Source organism: Haloarcula onubensis (assembly GCF_031624605.1).
GTDB classification, from domain to species: Archaea; Halobacteriota; Halobacteria; order Halobacteriales; family Haloarculaceae; genus Haloarcula; species Haloarcula onubensis.
The window spans coordinates 155163-176274 of the sequence record NZ_JAMQOS010000007.1; the positions used below are offsets into that span (position 1 = coordinate 155163).

The following is a 21112-nucleotide window of genomic DNA, read 5'->3' on the forward strand; positions in this document are numbered from 1 at the left end:
AGTGAGGTCCACCGCGTTTTTTCGCGCACGTTTCTCGAGTCTAGCGGGACCGGAGGTCACGCTGACCGTGCGAACGGCGACTTCGTCGCCGTGAGCAGAGAGTGGTTCGTGCGGAGCGTGAACCCGACGCAGAAAAAGGTGCGAGGACAACGGCGTTATATAGCGCCCGTGGCTTGCCTCTCGTATGAAACGGTACACTCGACGCGCGTTCGTCGCCGCAGGTGTCGCAGTCGCCGCGGGTACCGCCGGGTGTTCCTCCGGCGGAGAGGAGTCGTCGACACCGCCCGAACTCGGCGACGTCGCGTCGACATCGACCCCGACCACGGATGGGGCCCTCCCCACGCCGGTGGCCGGCGACCCCGACGCCGACGTGACCGTCGCCGTCTACGAGGACTACGCCTGTCCCCACTGTGGGACCTACTCGCTCGAGGTGTTCCCGCAGGTGGCGAGCGACTACCTCGAACCGGGGACGGTCCGCTACGAGTTCCACGACTTCCCCATCCCGGTCGACGAGACGGTCTCCTGGCAGGCCGCGAACGCCGCCCGCGCGGTCCAGGCCGCCGCCGGGCCCCAGGCCTATTTCGAGTACAGCGAGGCGCTGTTCGCGAACCAGTCGAGCCTCGGCCCGGACACCTACGCCTCGCTGGCCGACGACGTCGGTGTCGACGGGGCGGCGGTCCGACAGGCAGCGACCGACCGGACGTACGACGAGACCGTCACGGCGGACCGGCAGGCCGGGCAGGACCGCGGCGTGTCCGGGACGCCGACGGTGTTCGTCGACGACAGCGAGGTGGAGTGGAGCGAGATAGCCTACGAACCCGTGCGGGACGCCATCGAGGCCGCGAGGGACCAATGAGGGGGGCGCCGGAGGTGACGGTCCTCCGACTGGGCCACCGGCCGGGCCGGGACGAGCGCATCACGACCCACGTCGGCCTGACCGCGCGGGCGCTGGGGGCCGACCGGGTGTTGCTCGCCGGCGCGGCCAGCAGCCGTGCGGACACCGTCGTCGACATCACCGACCGCTTTGGCGGCCCCTTCGACGTGGAGACGACCGACGAGCCAAAGCGCGTCGTCCGCGACTTCGACGGCACCGTCGTCCACCTGACGATGTACGGCGAGCCGATACAGGACGTGGAGCGCGATATTCGCGGGGCCCACGAGCGTGACCCGCTGCTGGTCGTCGTCGGCGCCGAGAAGGTGCCCTTCGAGGTGTACGAACGGGCCGACTACAACGTCGGGGTGACCAACCAGCCCCACTCCGAAATCGCCTCGCTCGCCGTCTTTCTCGACCGGCTCTACGAGGGCGACGAGCTCGGTCGCGAGTGGGAGGACCCCGAGCAGGTGGTCGTCCCGATGGCGACCGGCAAGAAGGTCGTCGACCCCGAGGACGTCGAGGACGGCGCGTGACCCGGCCGCTGACCGTCCGTAGATGACCCTGCTCGACGCCCTCTCCTCGTCGCGACTCGTCCCCGTTCTGGGAACCGTCTATCTCGTCTATCTGGCCAGCCAGCCACCGCCCGCTCGGTGGGTCGGCCTCGGCTGTCTGGCAATCCTTTCGCCCTTCGCCGTCGGCTGGGCGCTCGGCCGATTCGCCGGTGTCGGTCCCTGGGCGGAGTAGCAGGTAGTCGAAACGAACGAACCTCGCCTCGCGAGCGAGGCGGAGATGAGCGAACGCGGTTTGTTCGCGAGTCACGGAGCGACGGCGACGGCGCTCCGGAGGTGAGTGAACACGCAGTGTTCACGAATCACGGAGCGACGGCGACGGCGCTCCGGAGGTTTTAACCACGTGACCCACCGAGAAGCCGGTAATGGCTTTTGAGGATCTGCTGGAGGACCCCGTCATACAGAAGTACCTCCACGAGCTGGTCGGACCGAAAGGGATGCCGGTCGCCGCCGCGCCGCCGGACGGCGAAGTGACCGACGAGGAGCTGGCCGAGGAGCTGGGCCTGGAACTGAACGACGTGCGGCGCGCGCTCTTTATTCTCTACGAGAACGACCTGGCGGCCTACCGTCGGCTCCGCGACGAGGACTCGGGGTGGCTGACCTACCTGTGGACCTTCGAGTACGAGGAGATTCCCGAGCAACTGGAAGAGGAGATGTACCGCCTGCTTGAGGGGCTGGAGGAACGGCGCGAGTACGAGCGCGACAACGAGTTCTACCTCTGTGAGCACTGCGGCATCCGCTTCGAGTTCGGCGAGGCGATGGAGTTTGGCTTCGAGTGCCCCGAGTGTGGCAGCCAGGTCGAGGCGATGGAGAACACCCGCCTCGTGACGGCGATGGAGCGGCGCATCGACGAGTTGCGCTCGGAACTGAACGTGGACGCCGAGGCCTAATGGTCGTCCTTGGCTCCAAAGTGTACGTGACGGGCGAGGCCCGAGAACGTGCGCTCGACGGACTGGGCGGACTGGTACGGAACCGCTTTGGCGACCTGGACGTGACGTTCGAAATCGGCCACCGCGAGGACGACTTCCCGGTCGTCACCGTCGACGGGCCCGACGCCGTCGTCGCGCGGAACGTCCTGCGCGAGGAGTTCGGCGAGGTCGTCCCGACCCACGAGGCCGGCGAGACCTACGTCGGGACCCTCGATTCGTGGGACGACGACGGCTTCGTCCTCGACGCCGGCCCCGCGGGCGACGTGCGGATTCCGGCCGCGAACCTCGACCTGGGCCAGGGGTCGCCCGCCCAGATACGGAAGCGGTTCGGGCTGGTCCAGCACATGCCGCTTCGATTCGTCGCCGGGCCCGAGCCCAGGCTGGCCGACGCGGAGGTCGACCGGCTCTACGACTGGACCCGCGGCGAGAACGGCCGCGTCAACGCCAACAGCGCGACCCGGTCCGAGGTCCGTGCGACGGTCAACAGGGCCGGCCACGCCCAGGACATCGTCACCGTCGAGCGACTCGGACTGCTGGAGATGAGCGTCATCTGTAACCCCGACACCGACGCGCCGGGGCTGCTGGCCGACATCGGCCGGTTCATGCCGTCGGAACTACTCGCCGTCGTCCCCTGATATGCAGCGTCGCACCCTCGCCCTGATCGCCGTGCTCGCGCTGGCCGCTCTCGCCGGCTGTACCGGAATCTTCGGCCCCGAAGAGGTCGACGAGGGGCAACTGAACGAGAACGCCAGCTACGACTGGGAGACGGAGTCGAACGCCTCGATAACGCTGAACCGGACCTCCTACCGGGCGGTGTACGACGTCCCGGACAACTCCTCGGTCACCATCTACAGCCGCGACGACCTCGGCCGCGAGGAGAGTGTCCCCGTCAGCGCCCTGCGCTTCCGGTTCGACAACGGGACGGTCATCAGCCCCGCGAACTCCTCGCTGACTGCCCGGCGGACGGGCCGCTCGACCGTCATCGACCTGCCGAACAACAGTAGCGGGCAGGTCGCCTACAGCGCGCCCCGGCAAGGGAAGTCGTTCTCGACCCCGGTGTACACGAGCGGGAACACGTACAGCGTGACGCTCCCGCCGGGTCGCCGCGTCGGCATCCCGCTGCTCTCGCAGGTCACGCCGGGTGGCTACGAGACATCCGTCGACCAGTCGACGGACCGGATGACCGTCACCTGGTCCGAGCCGGTGGACTCGCGGGCGATACGGGTGCGGTTCTACCTCCAGCGCGACCTCTACATCTTCGGCGGCCTCGCGGCTATCGCCATCGTCGTCGGGACGGTCGGAACGGTGTACTACTGGCGCCAGCTACAGGCGGTGCGACGCCGCCGGAAGGAGGCCGGTATCGACTTAGAAGAGGAGTACGACGACGAGGACTTCGGCGACGACGGCCCGCCGCCGGGGATGCGCTGAGCCACGCCACAACGGACCCCGCGGGACCTCGGCCATCAGTTATGTGACCGCGGGTCGTAGGTGTAGCTATGCCGACAGAGACATACGGGCAGTGGATGGGCACGCCGATGGACGACCGCGACATCGACCGCCTGCTGACCGACGCGGGCTGGGGCGTCCTCTCGTTGGCCGAGGGCGACGAGCCCTACAGCATCCCGGTCTCCTTCGGCTACGACGGCGACGACGTCTTCCTCGCGCTCATCCGGGACAGCCCCGAAAACACCAAGTTCGAGTTCATCGACGACGGCCAGCGGGCGCGCTTGCTCGTGACGGACATCGGCGGCCGCTTCGACTGGCAGTCGATCGCCGTGACCGGTACCGCGCGGGCGCTGAACCGGGCGGGCGGCGAGTGGGACCGAGCCGTCGAGACGCTGGACGACAACGCCTGGTTCTCCACGGACTTCGAGCGGGCCGAGGGCATCGAAGAGATAACCGTCTGGCGCCTGGAAATCGACGAGGTCCGGGGGCTGGAAGTGAAAGAGGACGAGAACTGAGCGGGCCGCCCCGGCGGCGGTAGCGGAGCGGTCGGCGCAGCCACCCCTATCGAAGAGTTAACTAGGTGCAAGGTCGAACTCACGGTATGGCAATCGACCCGGAGTTCGAAACCAGCCGTGACGTCGTCGAACAGCACGAGGGTCACGACGTCTGGGGCCCAGTCGAGGAACCGGAGACGCTCGGTATCCACGGGACCCACGTGGCCGTCGACTTCGACATCTGTCTGGCCGACGGGGCCTGTCTGGAGGACTGTCCCGTCGACGTCTTCGAGTGGGTGGACACGCCCGACCACCCCGAGAGCGAGATAAAGGCCGACCCGGCCCACGAGGACCAGTGCATCGACTGTATGCTGTGTGTGGACGTCTGTCCCGTCGACGCCATCGACGTCGACCCCGGTCGCGCCGGCCGTACCTGAGTGACGCGGCGGGGTCGGGTACGGTTCCGGCATCCAGTTGGTATGTAGATTTTTTAACAGTAGCGGCAGACCTTCGACTGAGGGTCATGACATCGACACACACGGTCGTACTGACGAAGGGCGTCCCGGACTTCCGCGAGGGGCAGGTCTCCTTCGACGAGGAGGGGCACCTCGAACGCGGCAAGACGCCGACGGTGATGAATCCGAACGACAGGGCGGCGTTGCGGGCGGCGCTCCAGACGAAGGTCAAAAACGGGGGTAGCGTCTCGCTGATGAGCATGGGTCCGCCGGGGTACGAAGACGTGCTCCGGGAGGGAATGGCCGAGGTGTACGCCGACGATTGCTATCTCCTCTCCGACCGGGAGATGGGCGCGGCCGACACCTGGGCGACGGCGATGACCGTCGCCACGGGGCTCCAGCGACTCGACGAGTCGCCCGACGTCGTCTTCGCGGGGTTCAAGACCGCCGACGGGGAGACGGGCCACACCGGGCCACAGACGGCCTACTGCCTCGGCTGGCCGCTGGTGACACACGTCGTCTCGCTTTACGTGGACGCAGACGCCGGTCGACTGCGCGCGGAACGGCTCGTCGACGGGGACGCGAGCGAGGTCGAGACCGTCGAGGCCCCGCTGCCGTGTTTCGTCGTCGCGGACCCGGAGTTCGAACCGAGCTACGGCACCGCGAGCCATCGGCTCGAACACAAGGACCTCCGGGCAGAGACACGGCGGCGGGCCGAGGATATCGACGACCACCTGACGGTGTGGGACCACGAGGACCTGAACCTGGACCCGGACTACATCGGCCTGGACGGCTCGCCGACCATCGTCGCCGGGGTGGACCCCATCCCGAAGGCACCCGCCGAACGCGACGCGACGGTGGTCGACGGCGCGTCTCCGGGGGGCCTCGAACCGGTCCTCGACGAACTGGCTCCCTACGCGGGCGGTGACTGACGATGCCCGAGATAGACCCCCGCGAGTACGAGATTGCCGACCTGGGACCGAAGCTGAAAGCCATCGAGGACCCCGAGGAACTCCGGGCGATGCTCGACCTCGAACGCGAGGGCGACGCCCGCCCGCCGGTCGAGACGCTCATCGAGGACCGTATCGAGAAAGTCGAAGCGGCCGAGAGCGGCCCGCCGGACCCGACGGCGGTCGACCTCGCCGAGCTATCGACCGCCGACGTGGCGAACATGGTGCGGGACATCGACGACGCGGACGCCCTGCGGACGCTCCTCGAACGGGAGCGCGAAGGCCCCGACCGCGACGGCGCGGTCAGCCAAATCGAGAGCCGTATCGACTCCGTCGAGGGGAGCGAGGAGCAGACCGAGGCCGTCGAGACCGTGCCACCCGAGGAGAAGTACCCCGAACTGGACCACCCGACCAACGAGAAGCAGTGGGTCGAGGGGACCGTCGGCGGCGACTACCGCGACATGTGGGTCTACTGTGAGACCCACGCGGGCGAACTGCTCGACGTCTCCCGCGAGATGCTGGGGAAGGCCCGCGAACTGATGGACGGCTACAACGAGGCCTACGGCAGCGAGGAGCGCGTCGTGGCGGTCCTGGTGGGTGCCGACGCGAGCGACTACGTCGAGGAGGTCACCGCCCACGGCGCGGACCTGGTGGTCTATCACGAGGACAGCAGGCTGGAGCGGTTCCGGCACACGCCCTACACCGAAATCGTGGTGGACATGATGCGGGCGGGCGGCGACCTGGCCAGCGAGGGCCACGAGGCCGTCGACTGGAAAGAGTACCACGAACCCCGGTACACGCTGTTCCCGGCGACGAACAACGGCCGGGACCTCTCGGCGCTGGTCCAGGGGGCACTCGACTCCGGGCTGGCGTCGGACTGCTCTGGGCTGTACATCGAGAGCGAGGTCATCTCGAACCCGGCGAAGGTGGGCACCGCGGGCGAGAAAAAGGAGTTCGACCGGGTGTTACACATGAAGCGGCCGGACTTCTCGGGGTTCGAGTACTCGACGATTCTCTGTATCGACAAGCCCAACCGGGACTTCCATCCGCAGGGTGCGAGTGTTATCCCGGGCAGTTTCGACGTGCCCGACCCCGACCCCGAGCGGGAGGCCGAGGTGGTCGCGTACGACCTCGAACTGGACGACGACTGGTTCGCCGTCGACGTGACCGACGTGGCCCGGCTCTCGGGCGGCGTCGACCTCTCGGGCAACGACGTGGTCGTCGCGGTCGGTCGAGGCATCGGCGACGACCCGACGCGGGGTATCGAACTGGCGCTTGACCTCGTCGACGCCTTCGAGGACGCCGACCTGGGGCTCTCGCGGGGCGTCATCACCTCCTCGTATGCCTTCGACAGCCACGTCGAGGAGTACGTCACCGAGGAGCGCCAGATAGGGGAGTCGGGACAGGTCGTCGAACCGGATATCTACATCGCCGCCGGTATCTCCGGGGCCGTCCAGCACAAGGTCGGTTGCGACGAGGCCGAGACCATCATCGCGGTCAACACCGACCCCGAGGCCGACATCCGGGAGTTCTCTGACTACGTCATCGAGGGCGACCTCTTCGAGGTACTTCCGAGGCTCACGGAGGCCGTCGAAACGGGGCGACTCGCCCCGGTCGTGGAGGCCAGCGATGACTGAGAAGTACGAGGCCGTCGTCGTCGGCTGTGGACCCGGCGGCGCCGCCGCAGCCGCCACGCTGGCGCGCAACGGCGTCGAGACTCTGGTTCTGGAGCGGGGCGTCGACGCCGGTTCGAAGAACGTCTCCGGGGGCGTCATCTACGCCGAGGAGTCGGCGCCCTACACCGTCGATGGCCTGTTCCCCGACTTCCGCGAGGCGGCGACGGAGCGCCCGGTCACCGACAACTACATTCACAACGTCGCCGCCGACGAGGTCAAGACGTTCGACATCGGCGAGCTCCACCACCACGACACCGCGTGGGCCGACGCCGTACTCCGGCGACCGATGGACTCGTGGCTGGCCGAGCGCGTTCACGAGCGGACCCGCGAGACCGGCGGCGGCCTCCTGACCGAGATTCACGTCACGGGGCTGCTGCGCGAGGACGGCGAAATCGTCGGCGTCCGCACGGAGGAACTGGAGCCCATCGAGGCCGACCTCGTCGTGGCCGCCGACGGCGTCAACTCCGAACTCGCCCGGGACGCCGGGCTGATGGACTGGGACGACCCGGAGGAGTGGTTCCAGGGCGTGAAAGCCGTCGTCGACATGGACCCGGCGGTGCTCGACGACCGCTTCGACATCGCGCCCGACGAGGGGGAGGCCCACCTGTTCTCTGGTGACCTCTTCGACGGGGTCCGGGGCGGCGGGTTCCTCTACACCAACCGGGAGTCGCTCTCCATCGGGACGGTGTTCCACCTGGACTCGCTGGCCGACCAGCGGGCCGAACCGCAGGAACTGCTCGACGCCCTGCTGACACACCCACTGTTGGCGCAGTGGCTCGGCGACGACTACCGCGAACGGGAGTACAGCGCGAAGCTCGTGCCGGACTCGAAGAAGGTGGCCCACGAGTCACCTCACGAGGACCGGCTCGTTCTGGTCGGCGACGCCGCCGGGCAGATGCAGGCCCAGGGTCCCATCATCAAGGGGATGAACCACGCCGTCACCGCGGGGGCGCTGGCCGCCGAGGCGTTCGCCGACGCGCGCTCGCGGGGCGACCCGCACCGCGCCGGAGAACTGTACGAGCGCAAGCTCCGCGAGGAGGGCGTCATGGCGAAGCTGCGACCGCGGAGCTACGACCGCCTTGGACGGCTCGGCGAAGTGGGCGTGCTGGACAGGGCCGCGACCGCCGTGGCCGACTCCGCGCTGGGACGGCTGGCGGTCCGCAAAGCCCCCGGACTCCTCGAACGGGCCTACAACTCCCCGCGGCTCGTCGCGGCGATTCCCGACACCGGGCTCGCCTACGTGACGCTGCCGACCGTCATCGCCGAGGAACTGGGCGAACCGGTCGACGCAGAGAGCCACGTCGAGCCGCCGGAACTGGACGAGCGCATCGGCGACCTGACCTACGACGTGGGCGAGCCACACATCCGGCTTGTCGACAACTCCGTCGAGGCTTCCGGGACGGCCGTCACCGCCTGCCCGGTCAGCGCCGAGGCCTTCGGCGGGGGCTGCTACCGCGACGAACTGGTCCGCACGAACGGCCACGAGGAGCACGTCGTCAGCCTCGACACCCAGCCCTGCGTCGAGTGTGGCACCTGCGCCGTCGTCGCCGACACCGAGTGGGAACACCCCGCCGGTGGGAAGGGCGTCGACTTCGAACAGGGGTGAGCCACGGTGGCGACGGCATACGAGGACCGCATCCGCGAACTCGACGCACACGCCAGGGAGTTCGCGACCGTCCTCGACCCGGACCCGCCCGACGACGAACTCGCGGCCGACGTGGTCCGACTCGGCGTCGGGCCCACGGTGGCGCTGTACTGTGAGGCCCGCACCGGCGCCGACTGGCACCGATTCGAACGCCAGCAGTTCCGGCGGCTGCAGGCCACGTTCGACCGCTGGCTCGCCTGTTACGGCGCCTGCTACGGCGTCGACCTGTCGGGGAGCTACTCGCTTCGAACGGCCGCTGAGCTACTGGTCGACACCCACGACGCCCGCGCCGTCGCCGCGGTTCTCACCGGCGTCCCCGGCCGGTAGCCCCGGCCCGTATCTGGCCACAACCTCGCACGGAGAGTGTGACAACCTTTGACATGTTGGGGCGTGGTACCGTGGACCATGGAGCTCACAGAGCCACTGCAGTTCGACCACCCCGACAGGCGGGACATCTACGAGTACGTCGAGTCCCACGGAAGCGTCTCCGCCGAGCAGACGCGCAAGGCGCTCGGGATGGAACACCGCCCCTTCGGCCACCACCTCGTCATCCTCCAGCGCCAGGGGATGGTGACACGGACCGACGACGAACTCCGTATCGCCTACGAGGACACGGAGACCCACTCCTACGAGACGGAGGCGGTTTCCTTTACCATCCGACAGGCCGACCAGGACGACCTCGACGGCCTGGTCGGGGCGATACGCGCGGCCATCGGCAGCGGCGAGTACGTCGACGCCGAGACGGTCGCCGACATCGTCGACAGCGAGGGCGTCATCATGCGGCACAACGAGGTCGAGTCGCGCATCTTCTTCGTCGCCACCGTCGACGGGGACGTGGTCGGCTGGGTCCACATCGAACGTCCCGAGACGGCGAAGCTCAGTCACACCGCCGAACTCACCGTGGGCGTCCTGGCCCAGTACCGCGGCCAGGGCATCGGCAGTCGGCTGCTCGAACGGGGCACCGAGTGGGCCGCCGAGCAGGGCTGTGAGAAGCTGTACAACTCCGTCCCCTCGACGAACGAGGCGGCCATCGAGTTCCTCGAGGCCCACGAGTGGGAGACCGAAGCCGTCCGCGCGGACCACTACAAACTCGGCGAGGCGTACGCCGACGAGGTGATGCTGGCCCGCAAGCTCTAGGGCCACTCCCCCTCGCGGTCCGGCAGCGGGTCGGGAACCACGCCGTCCCGCGTGGCCCAGCCCCGGGCGTGGGCGGGGCAGACGACCATGTCCGCTCGCCACGGGATGTGTAGCCGAACGGCCGCGGTCCGGTCACAGTCGGGCTCCTCACAGGTCGTCACAGCAGTGCGACCCGAGCATCGCGAGCAGTATCGAGCCGGTCAGAAGCGCCTGTGCGACGCTGGAGGCCAGCATTCCGACGGTCGTGACGAGCGCGGCCTTCGCCCCCTTCCGGGCGTCCCGCTGGCGGTAGAACTCGACGGCGAACACCGTCACGGCGACGCCGAGGATGATGCCCAGCGGGCCGGTCACGAAAAAGAGGACCAGCGCGACCACGCCCGCGAGCAGTGCGGTCAGGTTCGACGCCCCGCCGGCGCGGGCGGCGATGGCGCCGCCGACGAAGTCCACGACCCACGTCAGGACCCCGACGAGGACGAGTGCGGCGAGCAGCGCAAGCCCCGGCTCGCCGGTGGCGTACCAGTAGGTGAAGACGCCGGCGAGCGAGAGCAGCGCGCCGGGGACCTGCGGGACGAGGCTGCCCGCGACGCCGCCGACGAGCAACAGGAAGGCAAGCACCACCAGCCCGGTCTCGATGGAGAGCAACATGGCGTGCCTACGGAGGTTCGCGGTAGAGTCGGGTCAACGTTTCGACGCTTCCACCGAGCGCGCGCTTGCACTCGCGCTCGGAGACGAAGCCCATCTCGTCGGCCACGTCGCCCCAGGGATTGGCCTGCAACACTTTCCGGACCAGCAGACGCTCCTCGCGGGCCGACAGCGCGTCCGCGTCGGCCGGGGCCACGAGGTGCCGGAGCGCGAGTCGTCGGAACGGCGCCGGGTCGGTGTCGAGGATGGACGCGCCGCTCGGGAGCCCGGCGACCAGCCGCCACTCCCACGCCGAGAGGGCCGGTTCCGGTTCGGCGTCGACGGCCGCGAGCGCGGCCCGGACCACGTCGGGGTCGACATCTTCCAGCGCGTCGGTCAGCGTGGCGCCGATGCGGTCACAGAACCACTCGCTGTGGCGCGCCGCCAGCGCCGCCCCGGCGTCGCTGCAGGGGTCGAGCATGACGGCCGAGTACTCCCCGCTGCGGTCGTTGCGCGTGGTAGAGAGGTGGAGCGTCCGGTAGCCGTTCGCCCGCCAGAAATCGAGGAGCTCCGGCGTCGCGCCGAAGCCGACGCCCAGCCAGTCCACCTCGTCGGCGAACTCCGCGCGAATCTCGGCGAGCAGGCGCGACCCCAGCCCGCGCGACCGGACGGCCCCGTGGGTGGCGATGCGGAGGACGCGCTGTCCGACCGGGACGCCGGCCTCCCGGTCACGGAGCTGTGTCGTCAGCACGTCGGGAATCATGTTGCCCCGGACGCGCCCGCCGTCGTACATCCGCGCCCGCCGCTCGCCGTCCAGGGCGCCCTCCCGAGCCAGCAGCGCCACGGCGACGACGTGGCCGCGGTGGGTCAGCGCCCGCACGGAGAGGTTCGGGGCGTCCAGCAGGCGCGCGAGGTCGGTCGGTTCCGTCCGATAGTGGGCCAGGACGAGCAGGCCGAACGTCTCCCGGAGCAGGTGCTCGTCGGCCAGCAGGTCCGCGGCGGTGAGCCGGCGGTAGCTGACCGTCTCCGGCGTCGCGTCGGTGACGAGCGGCGCCACCGGCGGCCGCGCGTCGAGCAGGAGCGCCCGGAACGCCCACACCTCGACGGGGTCGGCCGCCGCGTAGCGGATGGGCGCGGTCATCGACACCTCGGTGACGCTGTGGTCGCAGTCGGCGAGGCGGTCCCGGAACCGGACCGAGAAGCCACGGCCCGCGCCCTCGTAGCCGTGGACGGTCGTGGTGAAGGCCACCGACGGCGCCGAGAGGAGCGCTTCGAGCCGACGGACCGGCAGAGCGGCCGCCTCGTCGACGAGGACGACGTCGGGGTCGTCGGGCAGGTCGACCGCGCTGGCCGGCGGCTCGAACCGGATTCGGCCGCGCTCCCCGCCGTCGCTTGCGGGGCGGACGGTCAGTCGCCGGGCGGTGTCCGCCCGGTCGCGCTCGACGGACTCGCCGAGCGTCGCCAGCAGCGCGGCCGCGCGGGTGAACACCGCCGCGGCGCTGCGGTACTGCGGCGCGGTCACGAGTACGTCCAGCCCCTGCCTGGCGAGGTTCGCGGCGGCCAGGCCCGCGGCGCTGGACTTGCCCCGCCCGCGGTCCGCCTCCACGACGACGGCGTGGCCGGGCGAAGCGAGCGGTTCGAGCGCGCGGACCGCGTCGCGCTGGTCGGCCGTCCGGCAGGCCGCGTACGTCGCCGCGGCGAAGGCGTGGTCGGCAGGGGCGTCGGGCACCGTCCGGGGACACCGCGGCGGCGGGTCGGTGAGCCCGGACTTCTCGACCGTCTCCCCGTCACCGTCGACGGCGACCACGGCGACACCGCGGTGGGCCCTGAGAGTCTCGACCAGCCGACGGCGGAAGTTCCCGGTCACGTCGGCGCGGTCGAACGGCGGCACCGCGAGCGACGTATCGAACTCGTCCCGGCGGTCGGGCCACTCGTCGAGCGGCGGCGCGAGGACGAGGAGCAGGCCGCCGCCCTCGACCGCGCCCACGGCGGTCCCGAGCGCGTTCGGCCGACACGCCGCGTGGGCGTCGAGGACCACGGCCGACCGCGTCCGGCCCAGCAACTCCGCGGCGCGACGCTGGTCGTGGCGCTCGCAGTCGAGGAACGGGTCGGGACCCAGGAGCGTCGTCTCGTCGGTGGGGATGTCGGTCGCGGACAGCGCCGCGGCCGCCCGCTCGCGGGTCAGTTCGGGGTCGCCGGCCAGGACGAGCACCCGCCGCTCGTCGGCGCGTTCGGCCTCGGCACGGAGCGTCCGGGCCAGTTCCATACCCCCTCTGTGGGGCGGGTCCGTATGGAACTGACGGAACCACGGGCCAGGAGGCCGTGCCGGAACCACGAGCCCACTGACCGCGCCCCCTGGTGGCGATAGCTGTCCGTGTCGCTAGGGTTTTACCCCCCGACGGCGTTGGTAATTCCAATGCCACAGGTCGTGGTCCCGGTCCGCTATCCGCTGACGAAAGACTCCAGACGGACGCTGGCCGAGGCAATCAAAATCGCCGAAGAGGAAGACGCCGACCTCACCGTCCTCCACGTCAACCTGTATCAGAACGGAACTCGCGTCTCGCGGGCGGAGTTAAAGCGGGCCGTCGAAGAGGCGTTCGGGCACGTCCCCCGGAGCCGCTACATCGTCCGCTCCGGGATGCTCGTCGAGGAGACGATTCTCGACGAGGTCGCGGCCAACGACGCCGACGTGGTCGTCATCGGCTCGAAACAGGCCAGCCGCTGGCGAAAGATGATTCGCCGTCTCGTCGACGACCCCGACATCGAGCGGTTCCTGCGCGAGGAACTCGACTGCGACATCGTCACCGTCAGTTCGACGGGCGCGCCGCGTCACTCCCCGTCGGCGTCGGAGGACTGAGGGCGGGGGCCGTCGCCTATCGCGTCGCCCATCTCCCTGGCCCGCTGGTCGACCATCGACAGCTCCATGGCACCGCTGGTCTCGTCGAAGTGCAGGTGCGAGTGGGGGTAGGCGAACTCCACGTCGGCGTCCTCGACCATGGGTTCGAGGTTGGTCTGGACCTTCGAGCGGGCCGCGAGCAGTTTGTACGGCTCCGTCACCCAGTAGCGCAGCGTCAACAGGACCCCGTGGTCGCCGTACTCGTTGATGTAACAGGTCGGTGCCGCGGGGTAGCGGGCGGCGCCGACGCGGATGTCCGGGCCGCCGCTGATTATCGTGTCCACCTGTCTGGCGGCCTGTTCGACGAGCGACCGGGCCTGATCGAGGTCGCTCTCGTAGGTGACCAGCACGTCGAGCGAGAGGCGCATCCGGGGGTCCTCGGCGGAGTAGTTGACGACGTCGCGGTCCCGCATCGTCCCGTTCGGGATGACCAGAAACGAGTTGTCGAGGGTGAATATCTTCGTGTGGCGCAGCGTGATGTCCTCGACGAACCCCCGCTGGTCCCGGTCGGCCAGTTCTATCATGTCGCCGATCTCGTAGGGCTGGTCGGCCAGCAGGAACACCCCGGAGATGAAACTGCCGACGATGGGCGCGACGACCACACCGACCACTGCGGAGAAGACGGCGACCGAGAGCCCTATCTCGGTGATTCGGAGCCCCCAGACGCCCATGATGGTGACAAGCGCGAACAGATACACCGCCATTTTGAGGCCGCGCAGCGCGGTCCGGGTGAGGCTCGGCCGACGGAACCACTGGGCGATGCGCCGGCCAAACAGCCGGACGAGGAGCCGCGAGGCGCCCCACGCCAGCGCGACGACGACGACGGTCGCGAGCAGGCGACCGACCCACGGGTCGACAGTAAACGGTAACAACGAGACGACCGTCTGAGTGAAGTCGGACGGCTGTCCGGTCCCGGCCGGTGTCGCAGTCGGCGAGCGCTGCAACAGCAAGACGCGACCGGGTTGCATGGAACACAGTGGTGGGTACGGCGAGAAAAACGTTCCCCTCGAAAGAGGCTTGCCGCGGGGTGTCGAAGAGTCCCTCATGCCCACTGCCGATAGCTCGACGCCGCGATTCGAGGTGCAAGACACCGCCGTCGACATCGACACGCTCGTGGTCGGGTTCACGGAGTACGGTCTGGCCGGGCTGACCGCCGTCGACTACCTCTCCGACCAACTGGACATGCGGGAGGCGGGCCACCTCGTCACCGCGGGCCCGCCCAGCATCACGCCGTTCGAGAGCGGCGTCCCGCGCCACCACACGCGCCTGTACGTGGACGGGGCCCGGTCGCTGGCCGTCGTCGTCGGGGAGCGCATGGTCCCGGTCGGCGCCGCCGAGGAGACGGCCGCCGCCCTCTCGGCCCTCGCCGAACGCCTCGCCCCCGAGAGCCTCACCGCCCTGACCGGCGTCCCCGTCGCCCACGGCCCCGACGACCACGTGCCGTTCTACATCGCGACCGAGGACTACCGCGACCGGTACCTGGACGACACCGACATCCGGCCGATGGGGAACGGTTTCCTCGACGGCGTCACGGCCGAACTGGTGGCCGACGGCATCGGCGACGACGAGCGACCCGTCGGCGTGTTCACCACGCCGGCCCATCCGCAGGCCCCCGACGCGGCCGCCGCCATCCGCCTGCTCGACGCGCTGACCGCGACCCACGATATCGATGTCGACACGGGCCCGCTGGAGTCGTTCGCCGCCACCGTCGAAGCCCAGTACCGGGCGCTGGCCGAGCGCATCGAATCGGCCGACGAGCGCGCGATGCCGGACGACCGAATGTACATGTGACCCGGCCGCTCGGAGTCGGTTGCACGGCTCGCTTCGGCTGGCTGGCGTTCCAGTTCCGGTCGGGTGTGTCTCCTTGTCACGGCAATCGTACTGATTATTTCTGCAAGACGTAGCGATTGTGCGTGAATAATCAAACAAATCGCCAACACTTATTTCACTGTCGGGACCCTGTGACCACACGATGACCTCCACCAAGTCCCTCCCCGTCAACGCGACAGCCACCGCGCCGCCACCGGACAGTCGCATGAAGGCGCTGCTGTTCTGTCCCTCCTGTGGCCACGAGAGTCCGGTCACCGGCGACTGGGAACTCGAACAGACCGACCAGGGCCGCGTCTACCGCTGCCCCTGGTGTCACACGGTAATCAGCAACCGCCCCGAGAGCGACGAGAACTAGTCCGAGAGGTCGTGGGTCTCTTTGTCCGTGACTATCGAGTCGAGTAGCGACAGCGGCGTCGCGTCGTAGGCCGGGTTGCCGACCGTGAACTCGTCGGCCGGTTCGCGGTGGACCTCCGACGGCGAACGAATCTCGTTCTCGAAGGCAAAGGCGCCGTCGACGAACTTCGAGGCGGCGCCGACGACGGTCATCGGCACCCCCTCGCGGGCCGCCGTCGCCGCCAGCGGATACGTGCCGATGCGGTTGTACAGCGTCTCGTCGACGATACAGTCCATCCCGACGACGACCCGGTCGGCCTCCGCGAGGTAGTGGCCCGACGCCGCGTCGACCAGTAGCGTCACGTCGACGCCGTCCATCGCACCGAGCTTCCGCGCCATCTTCCGTCCCAGGTAGCGCGGCCGGGACTCGGAGACGTACACCTCGAACGTCTCGCCGTCGGCGACGGCCGCCTCGATGGCCGCCAGCACCGTCGAGGAGAAGTCGTGCGTAAACAGCACGTCCTCCTCGGCCAGCGCCGCGGCCCCTCGCTCTGCCGCGCGCTCTTTCGCCGACTCCACGTCGGTGACGACCCGGTCGATGGCCTCGACCGTCAGTCCCTTGGCCGTCGAGACATCCTCGGGGTCGGCGTCTGTGACCGTCTCGACGATTTCGCGCTGGGTAGTGTGCAAGGACGCGTGGGACCGGTTGGCTCGCCGCAGCGCGCGGCTGTTGCGCTCCAGCGTGCGGACGTACTCCTCGACAGTCGGGAACTCCCGGTCTGTCAGCTCCCGCAACGCCGTCGCGGCCTTGGTAGCGACCACGGAGGAGCTGTGTGTCTGCATCCCCTCTATCTCCGCGACTGTCTCGTCTATCATACACCCGGCTGCGAGGCCGACAGATATGTGTTTTCCCCATCACCGGCTAGCATAATTCGTCTCCGGTGGGACTGTGGTCGTCGGTGATGATACCAGCCAGAAAGCCCCGAGCGGCTGAAATCGGGGGGCTCCCTGCGCTCCTCGGTCACTGCGTTCCCTCCGGTGCTTGTGTCGCCCGCTTTCGTTCAGCCGCTCGCCCCTTTCAGTCCACCCGGGTAGATGTTGGAGCGGCTACGAGACTCTGTGGTTAGTCGAGTCACGAACAACGGGCCCGTGGCCCGCGCTGGGATTCAGAACTTCGCCAGGTAGTCGCCCACGAACGCGCGAACGTCGTCGAGCGAGGGCTGGTCGGCGGTGCGGACGAAGTAGCCGGCGACGGCGTTGCCGACGACGACGGCGGGCGCGGGGTCGAGTTCCGTGATGCGAGCCAGGGCGAGGCCGGCGTTGAAGTGGTCGCCGGAACTGGTCGTCATCGCGGGCTCGTCGACGGCCGGGACCGCCACGCTCTCCGTGTCGTCGGCGGTGACGACCACGGAGCGGTCGACGCCGTGGCCGACGAACCACGTCGGGTCGAGCGCGTCGAAGACGGCCTCGGCGGCGGCCGCGAACGAGCGGTCCGCCTCGCCGGCGTAGGCGTCCGCCAGCACCTCCGTCTCCGCGCGGTTGGCCGAGACGACCACGTCGGTCACGCCGGCCAACTCGCCGATGGCCTCGCGGCCCGAGCGCAGGCGGTCGGGGTCGAGCTTTCGCACGTCACCGGGGTCGACCAGTACCGTCTCGGGCGGGTCGGCAACGTCGGCCCAGCGGTCGCGAAGCCCCGACAGTACGGTCGGTGTGTGGGGCGTCTCAGACCAGTAGCCCACGCCCAGCAGCGCCGCGCCGTCGAGGCGCCCGAGGAGGCGGTCGTGGCCGAAGCGGTCGTCAAGCCCCGCCCAGTCCAGCGTCATCGTATCGCCGATTTCGGTCAGCATCAGCTTCCCGTCGTCGAACTCGACGGCGTCCGTGACGCCGGGCTCGCCTATCGAGTGGAGGTCGTACCCGCCGAACTCCCGCTCGAAGGTCTCCTGGACGGGGTCGCCGTACATCCCGACGAGCGTCGGTTCGAAGCCCCAGGTGCCGAAGGCCCGCGACAGGTGGCAGGTGTGGCCGCCGGTGCGGCGGCCGTCTTCGAGCCACTCGTAGGTCAGCGAACTCCCGGCTTCGACCGAGCGGTCCAGTCGGTCGCGGAAGTCGGCGAGCCGCGGCAGCCGTTCGTAACTGGTCGGGTCGGTGCGGTCGGCGACGACTTCGCGGACGCGGTCGAGGTAGCCGTCGAAGCCAAACACCACCCGGCGAGGGTCGATGTCGTCGGGCAGTTGCTCGCGGGCGGCCTCGACGGCCCGCCCCGTCCCGTCGTCCATCTACAGGACGTCGTCCGCGCTGGCGCCCTCGAAGACGACCTCTTCGAGCATGTCCAGCATCTCGTAGGGGTTCTCGCGCTGCCAGACGTTGCGGCCGACGGCGAGGCCGGCGACGCCGACGTCCATGCAGTCCTCGACGAGTTCGAGGAACTCGCGGTCGGAGGACTTCGAGCCACCCGACAGCAGGACGCGGTTGTCGGCGGCCGACTGGACGGCATAGCGCATGTTCTCCTTGCTACGCGGGTACTTGACCTTCGTGAAGTCAGAGCCAAGCTCTAGCCCCAGACGGGCGGCGTAGGCGATGATCTCCTTGCTGCGGTGTTCCTTGACGGCCTGGCCGCGCGGGTAGGACCACAGGGCGATGGGGAGGTCGTGGTCGCGAGCGGACTCCTGGACCGGGCGGAAGTCCTCGAACATGTCCGTCTCGCGGTTGACGCCGGGGTAGATAGTGTAGCCGATGGCGTCGACGTCGAGTTCGGCGGCGTAGTCGACGGTCCAGTTGTGCGGGGAGTAGGGGTCGCCCATCCAGAGGTCCGAGCCGCCGTTGAGCTTGGCGAGGAGGTTCACGTCGTCCTTGTAGCTCGGGTAGTACGTCTCCGTCAGCCCCTTCCCTACGGCGAGGGCCGTGACGGCGTCGTGTGTCGCCATCTCGAAGACCTGGTTCGGATCGAGTCGTTCCTCGACGCCGCTGAACTGCTTGGGACCGTGCTCCATCCCGTGGTCGTGTGCCAGCACAAGCGTCTTGTCGTTACGAACGAGTGGTGAGTCTCCAAGGGGTCGCATGATTGTGAACTACCCAGAAGGCACATTAACAGATTTCGGTTCTGTGTCTTTACTCGTGTTCGTGTTCGTTTTTGTCCGCCCCACGGAGGTTATGTAGCTGGGGGGCGAACGTGACGATATGCCGACAGTCGACCTCGACGAGGAGACGATTCGACGCCTCGACGGCCTCCGCGAGGAGGACGAGTCATACGACGAACTCGTCACCGAGCTCATCAACATCTACGAAGCGGAGGAGCTGACGCTGTTCCACGGCGGCGACGAGTACTAGTTACTGGCCTGCTCGCAGACGCGCTCCCATCGCCCGTTGGACTCCAGCTCCGCCTGTAGCTCGTCGGCGTAGGCCTGTGCGAGCTGTTCGGCCTCCTCTGCGCGGCCGTCGTCGTCGTCCCCGCCGGCCAGCCCCAGCGCCGCTTTCACGCCCGAGAGGAACCCACCGCCGCCGGCGTCGTCTCGCGGGTCGCCGCCCCGCCCGCCCGCCATCGGGCCGCCCTGGTCGACCTTGTCGAGCTCCGGCATGATAGAGGGGAGCTTCGAGGTGTCCGCGACGAGTCTCGCTGACTCGGGCGTTTCGGGGTTCTCGATGTCGAACTCGACAGCGGTCATCACGAGCCCCCACTGCTGGTTCGAGAAGGAGGAGGCCTCGACCCGGTCGGAGAACTGCCTGTCGACCGCCATTCGCTCGCCGGCGATGCGGCCGGTCCAGTCGTCGCTCATACCCCATCCTCGTGGCCCTCGCAGAAGAGCGTTTCCGACCGCGACGGGCCCGCTCAGACGCCCGACTCGATACTGATGTCCGCGTGCAGTTCCTCGGTCAGCGCCGAGTGGACGTGACAGATGTCCTCGCCCAGTTCGACGATGTCCTGTGCGTCCTCGCCCAGGTCGGCCTCGACCGTGAGGTCGAACGCGATTGCTTCCAGGTCGTCGTCCTCGTCGAGGTCCGCCGCGACCTCGATTTCGACCTCGCCGATGTCGTCGTAGCCGTGCTGGTCCGCGGCGACGCGCAGCGCCGGGATGTAACAGGACGCGTAGTCGGCCGCCAGGACCTCGTTGGGCGAGGGGCCGTCGTTGCTCAGCGCGTCGACGATGAGTTCCCACTCGCCGTTGATGACGCTCTCGACGGTGTAGCCGTCCTCGCACGTGCTCTGAACTTCGATGTCTGCCATGACGTGCGAGGGGTCGGTGCCCAGCGTATAAACTTGATTGATACGTCCCCAGCGGGGATTCAAGGCGCTCGCGCTCGAAGTCAACCACATGACGACAGTCGGCTTCATCGGCCTTGGCGCGATGGGAGCACCGATGGCGTGGAACCTCGACGGGGCGGGCTTCGACCTCGTCGTCTACAACCGCTCGACCGACCGCGAGCAGCCCTTCGCGGAATCGGGCGTCTCAGTCGCTGACTCGCCGAGACACCTCACGAAACGCGCGGACGTGGTCTGTTGTATCGTCAGCGACGGCGACGCGGTCGCCGAGGTGCTGGAGCGCGACCTCGGCGTGCTGGAGGCTCTCGACGACGACACCGTCTTCGTCCAGATGAGCACCATCGGCTACGCGGAGACGATGGCCGCCGCGGACCTCGTCACCGAGACTGGCGCCCAGTTCGTCGACGCGCCGGTCTCCGGCACGGTTGGCCCCGCGGAAGAGGGAACGTTAGTCGGACTGGCGGGCGGCGACGAGGCCGTCGTCGAGGAAGTCCGGCCGATTCTCGAAGCGATGTGCGAGCCCGTGGTCCACTGCGGCGAGGTCGGCCAGGGGACGAACATGAAGCTCTTTATCAACCTCCTGCTGGGCGACGCGATGGGCGCGTTCGCAGAGGCGCTCGTCTTCGGTCGGGCGAACGGGCTCGAGATGGACGCGATGCGTACCGTCGTCGAGAACGGCGCGCTCGACTGTCCGCTGTTCTCCGTCAAAGGCGGCACCATCGCCGAGGGCGACTTCGCGCCCCGGTTCCCGGTCGACTACCAGTTCAAGGACCTCTCGCTGGCGCTCGACCGCGCCGGCGAGGTCGGCGCGCCACTGTCACAGACCGCCGCCGCTCGCGAGTCGTTCAGCGCTGCCCGGGCCAGCGGTCACGGCGAGGCGGACATGGCCGCGGTCATCAAGCACCTCGCCGGACTGGCAGACGTATCAGTCGAAGGCAACGAATAACGCCCGCCCCGCACCTGTAACAGGGTTTGCAGGTTGCTGCAAGCTATTTGCTC

Annotated in this window: 27 protein-coding genes; 18 read left to right on the forward strand and 9 right to left on the reverse strand. The window is 68.8% G+C overall.

Annotated elements, in window-relative coordinates:
- Positions 1 to 184: 184 nt before the first annotated feature.
- From NDI86_RS18800 to NDI86_RS18860, 13 genes are all read left to right on the forward strand, one after another.
- Positions 185 to 856 carry a DsbA family protein gene (locus tag NDI86_RS18800; RefSeq protein WP_310901875.1) on the forward strand — a complete coding sequence of 224 codons (672 nt, stop codon included), beginning with the start codon at positions 185 to 187 and terminating at the stop codon, positions 854 to 856.
- Positions 853 to 1407 carry a tRNA (cytidine(56)-2'-O)-methyltransferase gene (locus tag NDI86_RS18805; RefSeq protein WP_310901876.1) on the forward strand — a complete coding sequence of 185 codons (555 nt, stop codon included), beginning with the start codon at positions 853 to 855 and terminating at the stop codon, positions 1405 to 1407. Before NDI86_RS18800 ends, NDI86_RS18805 begins: the two co-directional genes overlap by 4 nt.
- A gap of 22 nt (positions 1408 to 1429) precedes the next feature.
- Positions 1430 to 1618: a hypothetical protein gene (locus tag NDI86_RS18810; protein ID WP_310901877.1), complete on the forward strand. Its 189-nt coding sequence runs from the start codon at positions 1430 to 1432 to the stop codon at positions 1616 to 1618.
- Between the two features lie 190 nt (positions 1619 to 1808).
- A complete protein-coding gene (locus NDI86_RS18815; RefSeq protein ID WP_310901878.1) occupies positions 1809 to 2333 on the forward strand; it encodes a transcription factor in 525 nt (174 codons plus the stop codon).
- The gene (locus NDI86_RS18820) at positions 2333 to 3007 is read left to right on the forward strand and encodes a DUF2110 family protein (RefSeq protein WP_310901879.1); all 675 of its coding nucleotides are present in this window, start codon (positions 2333 to 2335) and stop codon (positions 3005 to 3007) included. The genes NDI86_RS18815 and NDI86_RS18820 overlap by 1 nt, the downstream gene beginning before the upstream one ends.
- Before the next feature lies 1 nt (position 3008).
- On the forward strand, positions 3009 to 3800 hold the full coding sequence (locus NDI86_RS18825) for a DUF5803 family protein (protein ID WP_310901880.1): 792 nt from the start codon (positions 3009 to 3011) through the stop codon (positions 3798 to 3800).
- A 68-nt stretch (positions 3801 to 3868) separates the two neighbouring features.
- The gene (locus NDI86_RS18830) at positions 3869 to 4333 is read left to right on the forward strand and encodes a pyridoxamine 5'-phosphate oxidase family protein (protein ID WP_310901881.1); all 465 of its coding nucleotides are present in this window, start codon (positions 3869 to 3871) and stop codon (positions 4331 to 4333) included.
- 86 nt (positions 4334 to 4419) lie between these two features.
- Complete coding sequence (locus NDI86_RS18835) at positions 4420 to 4749, forward strand: 4Fe-4S dicluster domain-containing protein (protein WP_310901882.1); 330 nt, start codon at positions 4420 to 4422, stop codon at positions 4747 to 4749.
- Between the two features lie 86 nt (positions 4750 to 4835).
- Positions 4836 to 5699, forward strand: a complete 864-nt coding sequence (locus NDI86_RS18840; protein WP_310901883.1) for an electron transfer flavoprotein subunit beta/FixA family protein — start codon at positions 4836 to 4838, stop codon at positions 5697 to 5699.
- 2 nt (positions 5700 to 5701) lie between these two features.
- Positions 5702 to 7354 (forward strand): electron transfer flavoprotein subunit alpha/FixB family protein, encoded by a 1653-nt coding sequence (locus tag NDI86_RS18845; RefSeq protein ID WP_310901884.1) that lies wholly within the window; start codon positions 5702 to 5704, stop codon positions 7352 to 7354.
- The gene (locus tag NDI86_RS18850; protein WP_310901885.1) at positions 7347 to 8999 is read left to right on the forward strand and encodes an FAD-dependent monooxygenase; all 1653 of its coding nucleotides are present in this window, start codon (positions 7347 to 7349) and stop codon (positions 8997 to 8999) included. The genes NDI86_RS18845 and NDI86_RS18850 overlap by 8 nt, the downstream gene beginning before the upstream one ends.
- 6 nt (positions 9000 to 9005) lie before the next feature.
- Complete coding sequence (locus NDI86_RS18855; RefSeq protein WP_310901886.1) at positions 9006 to 9365, forward strand: DUF8055 family protein; 360 nt, start codon at positions 9006 to 9008, stop codon at positions 9363 to 9365.
- 78 nt (positions 9366 to 9443) lie between these two features.
- Entirely contained in the window at positions 9444 to 10175 is a 732-nt protein-coding gene (locus tag NDI86_RS18860) for a GNAT family N-acetyltransferase (RefSeq protein WP_310901887.1), read from the forward strand.
- On the opposite strand, the gene NDI86_RS18865 is transcribed toward NDI86_RS18860, so the two are convergent.
- The 3 genes from NDI86_RS18865 to tmcA are packed head-to-tail and all read right to left on the reverse strand — an operon-like array spanning position 10172 to position 13062.
- Complete coding sequence (locus NDI86_RS18865) at positions 10172 to 10336, reverse strand: DUF8014 family protein (RefSeq protein ID WP_310901888.1); 165 nt, start codon at positions 10334 to 10336, stop codon at positions 10172 to 10174. The two genes, NDI86_RS18860 and NDI86_RS18865, sit on opposite strands and share 4 nt — an antisense overlap.
- Positions 10323 to 10820, reverse strand: a complete 498-nt coding sequence (locus NDI86_RS18870) for a DUF456 domain-containing protein (RefSeq protein WP_310901889.1) — start codon at positions 10818 to 10820, stop codon at positions 10323 to 10325. The genes NDI86_RS18865 and NDI86_RS18870 overlap by 14 nt, the downstream gene beginning before the upstream one ends.
- Before the next feature lie 7 nt (positions 10821 to 10827).
- A complete protein-coding gene (tmcA, locus tag NDI86_RS18875; RefSeq protein WP_310901890.1) occupies positions 10828 to 13062 on the reverse strand; it encodes a tRNA(Met) cytidine acetyltransferase TmcA in 2235 nt (744 codons plus the stop codon).
- 150 nt (positions 13063 to 13212) lie between these two features.
- Between tmcA and NDI86_RS18880 the strand changes: the two genes are divergently transcribed.
- The gene (locus NDI86_RS18880; RefSeq protein WP_310901891.1) at positions 13213 to 13653 is read left to right on the forward strand and encodes a universal stress protein; all 441 of its coding nucleotides are present in this window, start codon (positions 13213 to 13215) and stop codon (positions 13651 to 13653) included.
- Here the strand turns inward: NDI86_RS18880 and NDI86_RS18885 are convergent.
- Complete coding sequence (locus NDI86_RS18885) at positions 13626 to 14660, reverse strand: mechanosensitive ion channel family protein (RefSeq protein WP_310901892.1); 1035 nt, start codon at positions 14658 to 14660, stop codon at positions 13626 to 13628. The two genes, NDI86_RS18880 and NDI86_RS18885, sit on opposite strands and share 28 nt — an antisense overlap.
- A gap of 76 nt (positions 14661 to 14736) precedes the next feature.
- Here NDI86_RS18885 and NDI86_RS18890 point away from each other — a divergent pair, with 76 nt between their 5' ends.
- A complete protein-coding gene (locus NDI86_RS18890; protein WP_310901893.1) occupies positions 14737 to 15483 on the forward strand; it encodes a proteasome assembly chaperone family protein in 747 nt (248 codons plus the stop codon).
- A gap of 181 nt (positions 15484 to 15664) precedes the next feature.
- Positions 15665 to 15877, forward strand: coding sequence for a DUF8106 domain-containing protein (locus NDI86_RS18895; RefSeq protein WP_310901894.1), 213 nt, complete (start codon positions 15665 to 15667; stop codon positions 15875 to 15877).
- Here the strand turns inward: NDI86_RS18895 and NDI86_RS18900 are convergent.
- The 3 genes from NDI86_RS18900 to NDI86_RS18910 form a co-directional block, all read right to left on the reverse strand.
- On the reverse strand, positions 15874 to 16731 hold the full coding sequence (locus NDI86_RS18900; protein ID WP_310901895.1) for an eIF2B alpha/beta/delta subunit family protein: 858 nt from the start codon (positions 16729 to 16731) through the stop codon (positions 15874 to 15876). The two genes, NDI86_RS18895 and NDI86_RS18900, sit on opposite strands and share 4 nt — an antisense overlap.
- 290 nt (positions 16732 to 17021) lie before the next feature.
- The gene (locus NDI86_RS18905; RefSeq protein WP_310901896.1) at positions 17022 to 18131 is read right to left on the reverse strand and encodes a PfkB family carbohydrate kinase; all 1110 of its coding nucleotides are present in this window, start codon (positions 18129 to 18131) and stop codon (positions 17022 to 17024) included.
- Complete coding sequence (locus NDI86_RS18910) at positions 18132 to 18914, reverse strand: class I fructose-bisphosphate aldolase (protein ID WP_310901897.1); 783 nt, start codon at positions 18912 to 18914, stop codon at positions 18132 to 18134.
- Positions 18915 to 19032: 118 nt separating this feature from the next.
- Between NDI86_RS18910 and NDI86_RS18915 the strand changes: the two genes are divergently transcribed.
- Complete coding sequence (locus tag NDI86_RS18915; RefSeq protein WP_310901898.1) at positions 19033 to 19182, forward strand: DUF7557 family protein; 150 nt, start codon at positions 19033 to 19035, stop codon at positions 19180 to 19182.
- Here the strand turns inward: NDI86_RS18915 and NDI86_RS18920 are convergent.
- Both NDI86_RS18920 and NDI86_RS18925 read right to left on the reverse strand, forming a co-directional pair.
- Positions 19179 to 19628 carry a DUF5799 family protein gene (locus tag NDI86_RS18920; RefSeq protein WP_310901899.1) on the reverse strand — a complete coding sequence of 150 codons (450 nt, stop codon included), beginning with the start codon at positions 19626 to 19628 and terminating at the stop codon, positions 19179 to 19181. The two genes, NDI86_RS18915 and NDI86_RS18920, sit on opposite strands and share 4 nt — an antisense overlap.
- A 53-nt stretch (positions 19629 to 19681) precedes the next feature.
- Positions 19682 to 20077: an OsmC family protein gene (locus NDI86_RS18925; protein ID WP_310901900.1), complete on the reverse strand. Its 396-nt coding sequence runs from the start codon at positions 20075 to 20077 to the stop codon at positions 19682 to 19684.
- 88 nt (positions 20078 to 20165) lie between these two features.
- On the opposite strand from NDI86_RS18925, the gene NDI86_RS18930 reads away from it, so the two are divergent.
- Positions 20166 to 21059, forward strand: coding sequence for an NAD(P)-dependent oxidoreductase (locus tag NDI86_RS18930; protein WP_310901901.1), 894 nt, complete (start codon positions 20166 to 20168; stop codon positions 21057 to 21059).
- Positions 21060 to 21112: the final 53 nt, after the last annotated feature.

Excerpts from the sequence above, each read along its gene's own strand:
- NDI86_RS18800 (WP_310901875.1), top strand. The coding sequence starts at position 185 with ATGAAACGGTACACTCGACGCGCGTTCGTCGCCGCAGGTGTCGCAGTC.
- NDI86_RS18805 (WP_310901876.1), top strand. The coding sequence starts at position 853 with ATGAGGGGGGCGCCGGAGGTGACGGTCCTCCGACTGGGCCACCGGCCG.
- NDI86_RS18810 (WP_310901877.1), top strand. The coding sequence starts at position 1,430 with ATGACCCTGCTCGACGCCCTCTCCTCGTCGCGACTCGTCCCCGTTCTG.
- NDI86_RS18815 (WP_310901878.1), top strand. The coding sequence starts at position 1,809 with ATGGCTTTTGAGGATCTGCTGGAGGACCCCGTCATACAGAAGTACCTC.
- NDI86_RS18820 (WP_310901879.1), top strand. The coding sequence starts at position 2,333 with ATGGTCGTCCTTGGCTCCAAAGTGTACGTGACGGGCGAGGCCCGAGAA.
- NDI86_RS18825 (WP_310901880.1), top strand. The coding sequence starts at position 3,009 with ATGCAGCGTCGCACCCTCGCCCTGATCGCCGTGCTCGCGCTGGCCGCT.
- NDI86_RS18830 (WP_310901881.1), top strand. The coding sequence starts at position 3,869 with ATGCCGACAGAGACATACGGGCAGTGGATGGGCACGCCGATGGACGAC.
- NDI86_RS18835 (WP_310901882.1), top strand. The coding sequence starts at position 4,420 with ATGGCAATCGACCCGGAGTTCGAAACCAGCCGTGACGTCGTCGAACAG.
- NDI86_RS18840 (WP_310901883.1), top strand. The coding sequence starts at position 4,836 with ATGACATCGACACACACGGTCGTACTGACGAAGGGCGTCCCGGACTTC.
- NDI86_RS18845 (WP_310901884.1), top strand. The coding sequence starts at position 5,702 with ATGCCCGAGATAGACCCCCGCGAGTACGAGATTGCCGACCTGGGACCG.
- NDI86_RS18850 (WP_310901885.1), top strand. The coding sequence starts at position 7,347 with ATGACTGAGAAGTACGAGGCCGTCGTCGTCGGCTGTGGACCCGGCGGC.
- NDI86_RS18860 (WP_310901887.1), top strand. The coding sequence starts at position 9,444 with ATGGAGCTCACAGAGCCACTGCAGTTCGACCACCCCGACAGGCGGGAC.
- NDI86_RS18870 (WP_310901889.1), bottom strand. The coding sequence starts at position 10,820 with ATGTTGCTCTCCATCGAGACCGGGCTGGTGGTGCTTGCCTTCCTGTTG.
- tmcA (WP_310901890.1), bottom strand. The coding sequence starts at position 13,062 with ATGGAACTGGCCCGGACGCTCCGTGCCGAGGCCGAACGCGCCGACGAG.
- NDI86_RS18880 (WP_310901891.1), top strand. The coding sequence starts at position 13,213 with ATGCCACAGGTCGTGGTCCCGGTCCGCTATCCGCTGACGAAAGACTCC.
- NDI86_RS18885 (WP_310901892.1), bottom strand. The coding sequence starts at position 14,660 with ATGCAACCCGGTCGCGTCTTGCTGTTGCAGCGCTCGCCGACTGCGACA.
- NDI86_RS18890 (WP_310901893.1), top strand. The coding sequence starts at position 14,737 with ATGCCCACTGCCGATAGCTCGACGCCGCGATTCGAGGTGCAAGACACC.
- NDI86_RS18895 (WP_310901894.1), top strand. The coding sequence starts at position 15,665 with ATGACCTCCACCAAGTCCCTCCCCGTCAACGCGACAGCCACCGCGCCG.
- NDI86_RS18900 (WP_310901895.1), bottom strand. The coding sequence starts at position 16,731 with ATGATAGACGAGACAGTCGCGGAGATAGAGGGGATGCAGACACACAGC.
- NDI86_RS18905 (WP_310901896.1), bottom strand. The coding sequence starts at position 18,131 with ATGGACGACGGGACGGGGCGGGCCGTCGAGGCCGCCCGCGAGCAACTG.
- NDI86_RS18910 (WP_310901897.1), bottom strand. The coding sequence starts at position 18,914 with ATGCGACCCCTTGGAGACTCACCACTCGTTCGTAACGACAAGACGCTT.
- NDI86_RS18915 (WP_310901898.1), top strand. The coding sequence starts at position 19,033 with ATGCCGACAGTCGACCTCGACGAGGAGACGATTCGACGCCTCGACGGC.
- NDI86_RS18920 (WP_310901899.1), bottom strand. The coding sequence starts at position 19,628 with ATGAGCGACGACTGGACCGGCCGCATCGCCGGCGAGCGAATGGCGGTC.
- NDI86_RS18925 (WP_310901900.1), bottom strand. The coding sequence starts at position 20,077 with ATGGCAGACATCGAAGTTCAGAGCACGTGCGAGGACGGCTACACCGTC.
- NDI86_RS18930 (WP_310901901.1), top strand. The coding sequence starts at position 20,166 with ATGACGACAGTCGGCTTCATCGGCCTTGGCGCGATGGGAGCACCGATG.